The following is a 13,659-nucleotide window of genomic DNA, read 5'->3' on the forward strand; positions in this document are numbered from 1 at the left end:
CTGTTGTGCTGCTCCGATGGAGTCCAACCTGTTATAGTCCTAATTAGCTGGCCCGTTCCGGGCACCCGACCCGGACCCAGCCCCCAAGGACGCAGTGAGGAATTTGCCCATGGTGACGGACGGCCCCGCCCGCCAGCCTGAGCGCGACGCCGCCTCGCCTGCTGCTGCGCCCGTCGCAGTGCACAGCTGCAGCCGCATCGGCATGCAGGCCAATCCGCCGGGCTTCCGGCTCTCCCTGGGCGACTGGCTGCGCCGGCGCTGAGGTTCGTCACCCCGCTTACCGGGTAGAGCACCGCGGTGAGCGAACTCAACCGCGTACTCCTGGAAGAACTGCTCGCGGCCTACGGCCCGGTCGGCCAGGAAGACGCCGTCCGCGATATCTGCCGGCGTGAACTGGAACCGATCGCCGATACCGTCTGGGTCGACGAGGCCGGGAATCTGGTCGCCCTGATTCGCGGCACCCAGCCCGGCGCCGATCCGATCCGGGTGATGGTGCACATGGACGAACTCTCCATGCTCGTCAAAACGCGTCGAACCCGATGGCACTCTGCACCTGACCCCGCTGGGCACCATGTACCCGGGCAACTTCGGTCTCGGGCCGGTGGTGATCCTGGGCAACAGGCAGGTGGTGCCCGGCGTGCTGACGCTCGGCTCCGAGCACACCACCGAGGAAAGCCGGCGGATCTGGGAGACCAAGCCCGACAAGGGCGATCAGGCCCTGGACTGGACGCATGTGTACGTCTTCACCGGTCGCAGCATCGAGCAGCTGACCGAGGCCGGCGTGCGGCCCGGGACGCGCGTCTGCGTGGACGGGAGCAAGCGCTCACTGGTCGAGGTGGGTGACTACATCGGCTGCTACTTCATGGACGACCGCGCACCGTTGACGGCCATGCTGGGTGCGGTGCAACTCTTGGGCGAGACCGACCGGCGCCCGCGCGGTGACGTGTACTTCGTCTGCACGGTGAAAGAGGAGATCGGCGGTGTGGGAGGGAACTACGCCAGCCGCACGCTGCCCGGCACCCTGACCCTGGCCCTGGAGGTGGGCCCGACCGAGGTGGAGTACTCGACCACCGTCGATAGTGGGCCGATCATCGCCTACAGCGACGCGCAGGGCACCTACGACAAGTCCGTCGCCGACCGGTTGATGGACATCGCGGACAATCTGGGCATGTCCGCGCAAGCTGCTGTACTGGGCGCCTTCGAGTCGGACGCATCGCACGCGCTGGCATCGGGCCACAGCCCGCGTGGCGGGCTGTTGTGTCTGCCGACGCTGAGCACCCACGGTTACGAGGTGATCAAAGCCGACGCAATCCCCGCGATGACGCGGGTGCTGACGGAGTTCCTGCTGGATCCGGTCGGCTAGCCGTTGCGGACCCGGCGAACCACCAGGACGACGGTGACGATGCCGACCCCCGCCAGGGTGGCGGTGACTGCGGGCTTCTTGACGAAGCGCAGCAGCGCAGCCTTGACGTCGTCGGCCAGGCGCTGCGGATTGGCGCGTTCAGCCAGCGAGTCGACTGTCAACGCCAGCCGGTCACGCGCCGCGTCGATATCGGCCTTGATGGCCTCGGGATCCCGATCCGCCACTTCCGTCCTCCAAACTGCTGCCCTGCCGAACTACCCTAGATCAGCCCCCGCGAACCGGGCGCACCGGCAAGGGTTTGGAGAAAGGACGCGAAGTGACCGACACAGCACGCCTCGAGGTTGGCGACACAGCGCCGGCGTTCAGCTTGCTCGACGCCGACGGCAAGACCGTGAAGCTCTCCGACTTCAAAGGCCGCAAGGTGATCGTGTACTTCTACCCCGCCGCGATGACGCCGGGCTGCACCAAACAGGCCTGCGACTTCCGCGACAGCCTCGCCGAGCTCAACGGCGCCGGCATCGACGTCGTGGGCATCTCCCCCGACAAGCCCGAGAAGCTCGCCAAGTTCCGCGACCGCGACGAGCTGACCTTCCCGCTGCTGAGCGACCCCGACAAGACGGTGCTCACCGCGTGGGGCGCCTACGGCGAGAAGAAGATGTACGGCAAGACCGTGCAGGGCGTGATCCGCTCGACGTTTGTGGTCGACGAGAAGGGCAAGATCGAGGTGGCCCAGTACAACGTCAAGGCCACCGGTCACGTCGCCAAGCTGCGCCGCGATATCGCGGTCTAGGGCTAGGCGGGCAGTTCGCCGAGCTTCTCCAGAAGCAGGGCCTCCGTGGTGGCGGCACGCTCCAGAACGCCCAGATGCAGGCTCTCGTTGATGCTGTGGGCCTGCGTGCCCGGATCTTCGACGCCGGTCACCAGGATGGTGGCGTCGGGAAACGCCGCGGCGAACTCGGCGATGAACGGGATCGACCCGCCCATCCCCATGTCGATGACGTCGGTGCCCCAGGCTTGACGGAAGGCGGCCCGCGCGGCGTCGTAGACCGGGCCGCTGGCGTCGATGGCGTACGGCTGTCCGACGTCGCCGGGAGTCACGGTGACGTGCGCACCCCACGGCGCATGATCCTCGAGATGACGGCGCAGCGCGTCCAGGTGGGCGACGGCGTCCCCACCGGGGGCCACCCGCAGGCTGACCTTCGCACTGGCCCGCGGGATCAGCGTGTTGGACGCCTTGGCGATCGGCGTGGTGTCGATACCGATGACCGTGATCGCGGGCTTGGCCCACATCCGTTGCGCCACCGGACCCGAACCGATTTCACTGACACCGTCGAGCAACCCGGATTCCTCACGCACCCACTGCGCACCGCGGTCGACGTCGGCGGCGGCACCCTCGTACAGGCCGGCCACCGCGACGTTGCCGTCGTCGTCGTGCAGGCTGGCCAGCAGCCGGACCAGGACCGTGAGCGCGTCGGGCACCACCCCGCCCCATAGTCCGGAGTGCAGGCCATGATCCAGGGTGGCCACCTCCACCACACAGTCGGCCAGGCCGCGCAACGACACGGTCAACGCCGGGATCTCGGTGGTCCAGTTGTCCGAGTCGGCGATCACGATGACGTCGGCGGCCAGCTTGTCCTTGTGCGCAGCCAGCAGCCGGCCCAGCGACGGCGAGCCGGACTCCTCCTCACCCTCGACGAACACCGTGACACCGACCGGCGGGGTACCGCCGTGAGCGCGGAACGCCGCCAGATGCGTGGCGATCCCGGCCTTGTCGTCGGCGCTACCGCGGCCGTAAAGTCGGCCGTCGCGCTCCGTCGGCTCGAACGGTGGCGAATGCCATTGGGCTGCTTCGCCTTCGGGCTGCACATCGTGGTGGGCGTAGAGCAGAACGGTGGCGGCGCCGGGCGGCGCCGGGTGGCGGGCGATCACCGCGGGTGCCCCACCCTCGCTGACGATCTCGACGGTGGCGAACCCGGCCTCGGTCAGCAGGTCGGCCACCGCCTGGGCGCTGCGGTGCACCTCGTCGCGGCGGTCCGGGTCGGCCCACACCGACTGGATGCGCACCAGGTCCTCGAGATCGGCCCGGACCGAGGGCAATACGGCCTGCACACGTTCGACGAGATCGCTCATGGGCCAACCCTACCGAGGGGTCGACGGGTTAGAGCGTCTCCAGAATGGCCACCGCGGCGGCGGTGTCCCCCTCATGCGTCAGCGACACGTGAATGGTGACCTCGGCCAGGTGCTCGGCGATCGCCCCGGTGAGCCGGACCTTGGGCCGGCCCCACATGTCGGTGATGACCTCGATATCGCGGTGGATGCCCTCCGGGAGCACCGGCCGCTGCGCGAACCGGGACCCCGACCAGGCCTTGATCACCGCTTCCTTGGCGGCCCACCGGGCGGCGAGGTGCCGCGCCGCGACCGAACTCTTGTCGGCCGCGTCGCGGCGCTCACCAGGGGTGAACGTCTCGGCGAACACCGTTCCCGGTTGGTCGACCTGCTCGGCGAAATCCGGGATGGACACCACATCGATACCCACACCCACGATCGCCACGCCGACAGACCCTACCGCACGTAAATATCGTCATCGCCGAGGCGTGACGCCGGGTCGAGCAGCATCGCCGCCTCCTGGCGCTTCTCCGGCAGATCGTGGTCGAACCGGCGATCAGCAGGCTTCTCGTAGAGCGGCCGCCCACCGGCGATGGCCGAGGCCAGTCGGCGCTGTCCGGCCAGCACCCGCTGCTGAGCCCGCGCGGTGTAGTCCGCGCGCTGCTCGGCAGTCAGCGAGGCCAGGAACGCCTGCGGATGCACCAGGGCGATCAGACCCGACACGTGACCGAAGCCCAGGCTGGTGACCAGACCCGCCTTCAGCGGGAACTTGTCGCCCAGTCGCAGGGTTTCCCGGGCCCACACGAAGTGACCCGAGGTGGCCAGCTCGTCGTCGACGCAGTCCAGGCTGCGGTTCGGCGGGATCACGCCCTCGCGCAGCACCTGGCACAGACCCATCATCTGGAAGACCGCGGCGCCACCCTTGGCGTGACCCGTCAGCGACTTCTGCGACACGATGAACAACGGCGCACCCGGCGCACGGCCCATCGAGTCCGCCAGCCGCTCGTGCAGCTCGGTCTCGTTGGGATCGTTGGCCAGCGTCGAGGTGTCGTGCTTGGAGATCACCGCGATGTCATCGGCGCCGACCCCGAGCTTGGCCAGCGAGCGGGCCAGCACCGAGTCCTTGCCCCCACGACCGGCACCCAGCGCACCCAGGCCAGGAGCCGGGATGGAGGTGTGCACGCCGTCGCCGAAGCTCTGCGCATACCCGACCACGGCCAGCACCGGCAGACCCATCTTCAGTGCCAGGTCACCACGGGCCAGCAGGATGGTGCCACCGCCCTGGGCCTCCAGGAAGCCCAGGCGGCGACGGTCGTTGGCGCGGGAGATCTTCGAATCGCTGATGCCCTTGGCGCGCATCATCTCCGTGTCCGCGGTGGCCGACATGTCGCCGAAGCCGGTGATGGCATCCGAGGTCATGTCGTCGAAGCCGCCGGCGACCACCAGTTCGGCCTTGCCGAGCCGGATCTTGTCGACACCCTCTTCGACCGACACCGCCGCGGTGGCGCAGGCGCCCACCGGGTGGACCATCGCGCCGTAGCCGCCCACGTAGGACTGCATCACATGGGCTGCAACAACATTCGGCAGAACTTCCTGCAGGATGTCGTTCGGCTTGGCGGTGCCCAGCAGGTTGCCGTGGAACATGGTCTGCATGCTGGTCAGGCCGCCGATGCCGGTGCCCTGCGTGCTGGCCACCAGGCTGGGGTGCACCCAGCGCATCAGTTCGGTCGGGGTGAAGCCCGAGGACAGGAACGCGTCGACGGTGGCCACGATGTTCCACAGCGCGACCCGATCGGCCGAGCTGACCATGTCCGGGCTGATGCCCCATACCGTCGGGTCGAACCCGGTGGGGATCTGACCACCCACGGTGCGCGACAGCTTGGCCTTGCGCGGTACCCGAATCTCGGTGCCCGCCTTGCGGATCACCTGCCAGTCACCGGAATCCGGCACCGGGAGCACCACGGTGTGCTCGGGATCGGCCTGCTCGAACGCGCGCGCCTCGGCCTCGTTGGCCACCACGAAGCTGAAGTCCTTGTCCAGGAAGACACTGACCAGCAGCGGCGGGGAATGATCCGCGCCGATGGCACCGTCATCGACGAATTCGCGGATGCCGCAGCGTTCCACGACCGCGTCGTGGTAGCGCTCGACCAGCTCGGCCTCGTCGACCAGATCACCGGAGGCGGTGTCGTACCAACCCGGCTTCGGGTCGTCCTCCCACTTGATCAGACCGGTGGTCCAGGCCAATTCGAGGACACCGGCGGCCGACAGTTCATGGTCGACCTCCATCTCGAAGCGGGTGCGCGACGAGCCGTACGGGCCGAGCTCGGCACCGCCGACGATGACCACCAGATCGGCCGGGTCGACGTCGATATCAGCCCACTCCGGCGGGGTGGTCGCGGTCAGTCCGCGCGGCGGCGACGGCAGCGCGGCGATGGTGCCCGGCGCAGGTTCGTCGTCATCCGCGGCGGCTTCGGCCGTCATCTCCTCGCGGGCCTTGGCGGCCAGCTCGGCCATGTCGAGCTGGACATCACCCAGGCCACCGGTCAGGTCCACCTTCAGCGGCGCGTTGGCCGCGGCGACCTTGGCGTCCACCGAGCACAGGTCCAGCAGCATGGCTGCCATCTCCGCGGTGGTGTAGGTGGTCACCCCGGCCTCTTCGACCGCGTCGACGATGGCGTCGTTGTGGCCCATGAGACCGGTGCCCTTGGTCCAGCCGATCAGCGCGTGGGCGAAGCTGACGCGCTGGGCCCAGGACGATTCGGCGTTCCAGCGGTTGACCACCGCGTCCAGCGCGGCCTTGGACTCGCCGTAGGCGCCGTCACCGCCGAACATGCCGCGGTTGGGCGAACCGGGCAGCACCACGTGCAGACGCGACGCGATATCCCGCTCGGCGCCGATGGCCGACAGTCCGCCGATGAGCCGCTCGACGGCCCACAGCAGCACCTTCATCTCCATCTCGGAGCGCGATCCGGCCTCCGACATGTCCCCGGCCACCCGGGGTGCGGCAAACGGGAACAGCAGCGTCGGGGTCTGCGCATCCTTGAGGTGAATCGATTGCGGCCCAAGGCTTTCGGACTGCTCACTGCCGACCCACGACACCAGCGCGTCGATATCGGCGTAGGACGCCATGTTGGCCGGGACGATCCACAGCGCGGCACCGTAGCGGGCGTTGTCACGGTAGAGCTTCTTGTAGAAGTCCAGCCGGCCGTCGTCCAGCTTCGAGGTGGTGGCGACCACGGTGGCTCCGCCGTCGAGCAGCTGCGCGATCACCGATGCGGCGATCGAGCCCTTCGACGCACCGGTCACCACGGCGATCTCGTCGGCGTAGCGGCCCTTGTCCGGGTTTTCCGCGCCCGCAGCGATACGGCCGAACAACGACGCGTGGATGGTGCGGCCGGCCGACAGCGCCTTGCCCTGCCACCAGCTGGCCTGAGTGGCCACCACATGACCGGCACCCTCGAACCGCTCCGACAGACGCGTCCAGTCCGCGTCGATGTCACCTTCGTCGGCCAGCCACAGCTTGACCAGATCCTCACGGGCGCTGGCCCAACGGTCGTCGAGCAGCACCGCCTTCTTGCCGTCGAACGACGGCGCGACCAGCCGCGGCCAGTCCGAACCGAGTTCGGTGGTCACCAGGTCGATCAGTTCGGCGTCGGTGGCCGCAGCCGGCACCGAGACCGGGGCGTCCAGACCGAGCTGGCCCAGGACCAAGCGGGCGGCCGAGGCCAGCACACCGTCACGGCCGGTGACCTTCTCGGCGAACTCGCCGAGCGCAGCCGAGTCCACCACGCCACCGGCGGCACCACCGGCCGACGGCAGCGAGACGGCGATGCCCTTGCGGCCCGCCACCGCGGTGACCGCGGCATCGATGGCCTTGTCCACGGCTGCCGCGTCGGCGAGTGCCCCCTCGTGCAGACCGCCGAGCGAGCCGCCCCGCACGCTGCTGCCCTCACGGGTGCCCAGCGCCAATTCCGCGGTGACGTGCTTGGCCCAGCCGTCGCCGAGCTCCCAGGTCTTCTTGACCCGTTCGGCGATGGCCGCCGGCCGCTTGCCCGACGGGCCGAGCACGGTACGCAGCTGATCGTTGATCGCGTCGGACAGCACCGGGCCGAACGGCTTGTAGGTGCGGGCCAGCTTGGACACCTGGCCCTTCAGCGAGTTCAGGTCCGCCTCGGCGGCACCGTCGATCGCGCCCAGGTTGAGCTCGGAGCCGAGGTCGACCAGCAGCTGGTTGCGTCGCGAGGACGCGCCGTCGGTGATCGACTCGATCGAGTCCAGCGGCTCGATCTGATCGATGCGCATCTTGGCACTCAGCGCGATCAGGGCCAGGGTGGCGTCACCGGCATCGAAGGTGATGTCGTCCGGTCGCGGAGCGCCGGCCGGTGCGGCAGCCGGCGCCGGCGCGGCCGCCGGTGCGGCAGCGGCGGGTTCGGCAGCAGCGGGCTCGGCCGCGGCCGCCGGCTCCTCCTCCGGCTCGGGGTCGGTGTCGGTGGCGAACAGCACCTGGGCGTCACGCTCGGTGTTGAGCACTTCGACTGTGCTGTGGGCATATTCGGGCAACTTCAGGGTGTTGCTCGCCAGACCTGCCACGGTCGGGGCCGACTTGACGCCGACCTCGACGAAGCGCTCCACGCCCAGACCGCCGGCGGCCTCCTCGATGAAGAGCAGGTCCTGGGTCTCGATCCAGCGCACCGGGCTGGCGAACTGCCAGGCCAGCAGCTCGATGACGATCTTGCGGCACAGTTCGCGCGGCTTCTCGCTACGCCAGGTGTCGTAGTCGGCGAGCACCTCGTCGAGCGGCTCGGCGGGTACCAGATCGCGGATCTCCTGGACGAAGTCGCGGTCCAGGGTGAACGGCCGCGGCACCAGGTTAGGGATGTAGCGCCCGACCAGTAGGGCCGGATCGGCGTCCTGCGGCATGACGCGCTCCAGCGAGCGCCGGAAGTCGTCCACACCCACCCGCAGCACGCTGGAGTGGAAAGGCACGTCGATACCGGGCACCAGGATGAACGAGCGCTTTCCGCCACTGATCTCGCGGCGCCGCTCGACCTCGGCCTCCAGCGCCTCAAGACCGCGCACCGTGCCGGCGATCGCGTACTGCGAACCACGCAGGTTGTAGTTGACGATCTGCAGGAATTCGTTGGTGCTCTCGGCGATCCCGGCCACAAAGGCGGGCACGTCGGCATCGTCGAGGTCGATCTGCGAGGGCCGGATGGCGGCCAGCCGGTAGTCCGAGCGGCCCATCTCGTCACGCGGGACGATGTCGTGCATCTTGCTGCCGCGGTGGAACACCACCTCCAGCAGCGCTTCCAGCGGGTAGACCCCCGACACGCACGCCAGGGCGGTGTACTCACCGACGGAGTGACCGCAGGCGATCGCCCCTTCGACAAAGGCACCCTGCTCGCGCATCTCGGCGACCTGGGCGGCCGCGACGGTGGCCATGGCCACCTGGGTGAACTGCGTCAGGTACAGCACACCTTCGGGGTGCTGGTAGTGCACACCGGAGGCGATCAGGCTGGTCGGGTTGTCCCGGACCACGTGCAGCACCGAGAAGCCCAGCGTCTCGCGGGTGAACTTGTCGGCGTTGTCCCACACCTTGCGGGCCGCCTTGGAGCGGGCGCGGACCTCCATGCCCATGCCCTTGTACTGGATGCCCTGGCCGGGGAACGCGTACACCGTCTTCGGTGCGGCCAGCCGGGCCGTGGCACTCATCACCAGGTCGGTGCCGACCTTGGCGGTGACCTCGAGAACCTCTGCGCCCAAATCGATTCCGACGCGGTCGACCCGGAAGTCGATGTCATCGCCGGGCTTGACCATGCCCAGGAAGCGGGCGGTCCAACCGATCAGCTTGGCCGGCGGGACGGGCTTGCCGTCGGTGGCGGTGACGACGTGCTGGGCTGCGGCCGACAGCCACATGCCGTGCACGATCGGCGATTCCAGGCCGGCCAGCAGCGCGGCGGCCTGATCGGTATGAATCGGGTTGTGGTCACCGGAGACCACGGCGAAGGGCCGCATGTCGACCGGCGCGCCGATGACGACGTCACGACGACGGCGACGCGGGGTGTCGGTGGCGTTCTCCGAGACCGCTCCCCCGGCCCGCACCGGGTCGGTCAACTCGGCGGCACCGGTGCGCCCACGGATCGCGAAGCGCTCCTCGAGCACGGCCAGGATGATGCCGTTGGCATCGGTGACGTTGACGGTGACCGGCACAACGCGGCCGACCTCGGTGTCGGTGGCCACCGAAGCCGTTGCGGTGACCGTCAATTGGGTCTTGTCCTTGGGCAGCGGCTTGAGCAGCCGAGCCGCGTGGTCCAGGTGCACCAGGCTCAGCAGACCCTCCACGACCGGGAATCCGGTGCCGGTGGCCGCCCCACCGATCGCGGCGAACACCGCGGGCCAGCAGCGGCCGACCAGCGCATCGGGAACGATCGACAGTGTCGGCGCCAGCGATGATCCGAACGTGGCGGTGACGCCGGTGTGGTCGGCGACGCGTTCGGGATCCCACTCGACGGTGACGGTGCTCGAGCCACCGGTCACCGGCGGCAGCGCATCGGGGCCGTCGACCCCGGCCGCGATAGCCAGCACGGCGCGCATCGCGGCGGCGGCGTCCTCGGTGCGCACCACCGGCGCTCCGCCGTCGACCACGGTGGCCGGCAGCGTGAAGGCGATGTCGATCCAGGTGCCCGACAGCGGCACGCTGAGCACCACCCGGTCCGCACCGGTGACCTCGAGCCGTGCACCGGTGGAATGGTTTGTCGCGGAACGGTTGTCGTGCACCTGCCACTTGGACGGCGCGGCGATGCGGTGCACCGGGTTGGTAGCGGTGCGCCCCGCCCACAGCACGTCGGGCGAATCCAGCACGATGGCCAGCGGGCCGGCGGCGTCGCTACGGACCTGCAGGCGCGAGGCCACCGGCTCAGGGCGGGCGCCGGCGGCCAGTGCCTCGTCCACGGCCGCCTTCTCGAAGCGGTCGAGCAGTTCGGCGACCGGCTCGTCGACCCGGGTGATACCGGCGACGGCCTCGGTGCCGGGGATGATGCAGACCTGATCCGCGGTGTAGCGCGCATCGTGGGCCTGCCACAGCGAGTCACTGCGCCACCAGCGGCGAACGTCCTTGTCGATGACCGGGACGAAGTTGACCGGCTTGCCCGGGACCTTGCACAGCTGGACGAAGAACGGGACGTCGGCCGGGTGCAGCAGCACCGTCTCGGCGTCCGGGTAGGCCGCCAGCAGCGCCGCGATGGCGGCATCCGGGTTCTCCAGCAGCGCCTCATCGGCGAACAGCGTCGGAATCGGGCCGTTGTCAACGGCATTCAGTCGCGCCTCGGCGCGCTGCAGCATGTCGGCGAAGCGATCACGCCAGGTGATGTCCAGCCACGGCGAGTCGTCGGTCTTGGTGTCGGCGGTCGAGTTGCCCTCACCGATCGCCAGCTCGACGTAGCGCGCCAGCCACTGCAGGTAGGTCATGTCGGCGACGTCGCCGAAGTACGGCTTGGCCGTCAGCGCCATCGCGGCGATGATCTCGTCACGGCGCTCGGCGACGGCGTCGGCGTCACCGGCCACATCGTCGAGCAGACGGCCGCAGCGCGAGGCGGCGTTGTCGATCTCGTGAATGTCAGCACCCAGCTGGCTACGCCCGGATGCCATGCCGTTCATGGCTTTTCCGGCGCCGACCCAGGTGTCGGTGCCGACGGTGTCGACCAGCAGCTGCTTGACCGCCGGGGAGGTGGTGGCCTCCAGGCAGGCCATGGCCGCGGTGCCGACCAGGATGCCGTCGACCGGCATCAGCGGGTAGCCGTAGGCCTCCGACCACCGTCCCGACAGGTACTCGGCGGCACGCTCCGGGGTACCGATGCCACCGCCGACGCAGACGGTGATGTTCGAGCGGCCGCGCAGCTCCGAGTAGGTGCTCAGCAGCAGATCGTCGAGGTCCTCCCAGGAGTGGTGGCCACCGGCGCGACCGCCCTCGATGTGGACGATGACCGGCTTGGTGGGAACCTCGGCGGCGATCCGGATCACCGAGCGGATCTGCTCGACGGTGCCGGGCTTGAAGCAGACGTGGGCGATGCCCACCGAGTTCAGTTCGTCGATCAGGTCGACGGCCTCTTCGAGTTCGGGGATGCCGGCGCTGACCACCACACCGTCGATCGGCGCGCCGGACTGGCGGGCCTTCTGCACCAGGCGCTTGCCGCCGAGCTGCAGCTTCCACAGGTAGGGATCCAGGAACAGCGAGTTGAACTGGATGGCACGGCCCGGCTCGAGCAGCGTCTCCAGCTCGGCGATGCGGCGATCGAAGATCGCCTCGGTCACCTGGCCGCCGCCGGCCAGTTCGGCCCAGTGCCCGCCGTTGGTGGCCGCGGCCACGATCTTGGCGTCCACGGTGGTCGGGGTCATGCCCGCCAGCAGGATCGGCGAGCGCCCGGTCAGCCGGGTGAACTTGGTGGACAGCTTCACCGAGCCGTCGGGCAGGGTGACCACCGAGGGTGCGTAGCTCGACCAGGGCCGGGCCACCTCGGGCACGGCGCCGACGGTGAACAGGTTGCGCTGCCCGCCGCGGGTGGCGGCCGGCACGATCCCGATGCCCAGGCCACGGATGACCGGGGCGGTGAGCCGGGTGAGGATGTCGCCGGGACCCAGGTCCAGAATCCAGCGGGCACCGGCGTCGTTCAACGCGCTGACCTCGTCGACCCAGTCCACCTGCTGAACCAGGATCGCGTCGGTCATGGCGCGGGCCAGGTCGACGTCCAGGCCCACGGCCTGGGCCCAGCGGCCCACGATGTCGATACCGTCAGCCAGCCGCGGGGTGTGGAAGCCGACCTCGACCTGGACCGGATCGAACACCGGGGCGAACACGGCGCCACCGCGCAGCTTGTTCTTGCGCTCGGCGGCCTCATTCTCGGCGATCTGCTCGCAGTACAGCTCGAACCGGGAGAGCTGTTCGGGGGTTCCGGTGATGACGACGGAGCGCCGTCCGTTGCGGATCGACAGCACCGGAGGCAGCACGGTGCGGACATCCTGAGCAAACTCCTCGAGGAGCTCGTAGATGCGTTCGGGGTCGGCGTTGGTCACCGACACCATCGGCGGGCGGTCACCGAGGATGGAAATGCCGCGGCGACGGGCCACCAGGGTGCCCGCGGCGCCGATCAGCTGGGCAAGAGCCAGCAGTTGGACGTCCTTGGCGCCAGCGGCCTTGAGCGCTTCGACGGCCAGCACACCCTGCGAGTGACCGGCGACGGCCACCGGCGGGGTGGCGGTCAGGTCCAGTCCCTGGCGAGCCAGCGCGCGCACGGCGGCGATCTGGGTCAGCAGCACGCCCGGCACGGACACCGCGGCCGACGTGAGCTGCTTGGCCGACGGGATCGTCTCCTGCGCGGCCAGCGCGCGCACCCAGCGCAGCGGCTCGAAACCGATCGGACGGACAACCACCAATTCCTTGGCGACCGGCTCCAGCAGCAGCTCAGCCTCACCGGCCAGGGTGGCCAGCTCGGATTCGATGCCTGCCGAGGTCACCAGTTCTTCGAGGGTCTCCAGCCACGCCGCACCCTGACCACCGAACGCGACGGCGTAGGGCTCTCCGGCGTTGAGCCGGTCGACGAGTGCGTGGGTGGTCTGGATGGCCTCACCGCGTCGTGATCCGTCGCCCATGGACAGCCTGTCGTGTTCGTGGATCGTCACCTTGTCTTGTCTCCTCGGTGCTCGTCGTCGCGTTCGTCGCGCTTCGTTTCGTATGTCTTCGGGTGTCTTGGTCGGTCGGCGTCTGGAACCTGCGCTGCCTGCGGAGGTGTGTCGTGGCGATTCCCCGTCGAATCACGGTGCCCGGCGTGCTCCCCCAACCCCGCACGGGGAGGGGTCTGCGGACAAACCGGCTGTACTAAGAGTGGCATAAGAACTGGTTCCATTTTGACCCCGATATTGGTTACTGACGAGTTCTACGCACGGGTAACCGCATGGCGGGTAACACAGGGCCCAACGGCGGCCGCGATGAACCGGGACAAACGTCCTGCAAGCAGGTGGTTACGGTCGAGTAGGGTCAATTTCCCTGATCAAGGCACGATTGTTATCGAATCGTTATGTATGAATTTCCTATCAGTCGCGGCGCGTGCCGCGCGTCGCCCAAGCGGTTGCTCGGCCCGTCAGTTCACGAGCGTTCACCAGAATGGCGTTTTGATGTTTGCTGGCAAATCCTTACC

At 68.9% G+C, this 13,659-nt stretch carries 6 protein-coding genes and 1 pseudogene; 3 read left to right on the forward strand and 4 right to left on the reverse strand.

The window, feature by feature from the left end; translation table 11 throughout:
• The first annotated feature begins 94 nt into the window (after positions 1–94).
• Both G6N35_RS10750 and G6N35_RS10755 read left to right on the forward strand, forming a co-directional pair.
• Positions 95–262 (forward strand): hypothetical protein, encoded by a 168-nt coding sequence (locus tag G6N35_RS10750; protein ID WP_163802234.1) that lies wholly within the window; start codon positions 95–97, stop codon positions 260–262.
• Between the two features lie 35 nt (positions 263–297).
• Positions 298–1,363: pseudogene (locus G6N35_RS10755) on the forward strand (M42 family metallopeptidase).
• Here the strand turns inward: G6N35_RS10755 and G6N35_RS10760 are convergent.
• Positions 1,360–1,587 carry a DUF3618 domain-containing protein gene (locus tag G6N35_RS10760; RefSeq protein ID WP_163804242.1) on the reverse strand — a complete coding sequence of 76 codons (228 nt, stop codon included), beginning with the start codon at positions 1,585–1,587 and terminating at the stop codon, positions 1,360–1,362. The pseudogene G6N35_RS10755 and the gene G6N35_RS10760 overlap by 4 nt on opposite strands.
• Before the next feature lie 92 nt (positions 1,588–1,679).
• Between G6N35_RS10760 and bcp the strand changes: the two genes are divergently transcribed.
• Complete coding sequence (gene bcp / locus G6N35_RS10765) at positions 1,680–2,153, forward strand: thioredoxin-dependent thiol peroxidase (RefSeq protein ID WP_163804243.1); 474 nt, start codon at positions 1,680–1,682, stop codon at positions 2,151–2,153.
• Positions 2,154–2,155: 2 nt separating this feature from the next.
• On the opposite strand, the gene G6N35_RS10770 is transcribed toward bcp, so the two are convergent.
• Genes G6N35_RS10770 through G6N35_RS10780 form a run of 3 tightly spaced genes read right to left on the reverse strand, consistent with a single transcriptional unit; the run spans position 2,156 to position 13,144 of the window.
• Entirely contained in the window at positions 2,156–3,493 is a 1,338-nt protein-coding gene (locus tag G6N35_RS10770; protein WP_163804244.1) for a dipeptidase, read from the reverse strand.
• 28 nt (positions 3,494–3,521) lie between these two features.
• A complete protein-coding gene (gene acpS, locus G6N35_RS10775; protein ID WP_059017865.1) occupies positions 3,522–3,914 on the reverse strand; it encodes a holo-ACP synthase AcpS in 393 nt (130 codons plus the stop codon).
• Between the two features lie 11 nt (positions 3,915–3,925).
• Positions 3,926–13,144, reverse strand: coding sequence for a type I polyketide synthase (locus G6N35_RS10780; RefSeq protein WP_163804245.1), 9,219 nt, complete (start codon positions 13,142–13,144; stop codon positions 3,926–3,928).
• Positions 13,145–13,659 lie beyond the last annotated feature (515 nt).

The organism is Mycolicibacterium anyangense (genome assembly GCF_010731855.1).
Classification (GTDB): Bacteria; Actinomycetota; Actinomycetes; order Mycobacteriales; family Mycobacteriaceae; genus Mycobacterium; species Mycobacterium anyangense.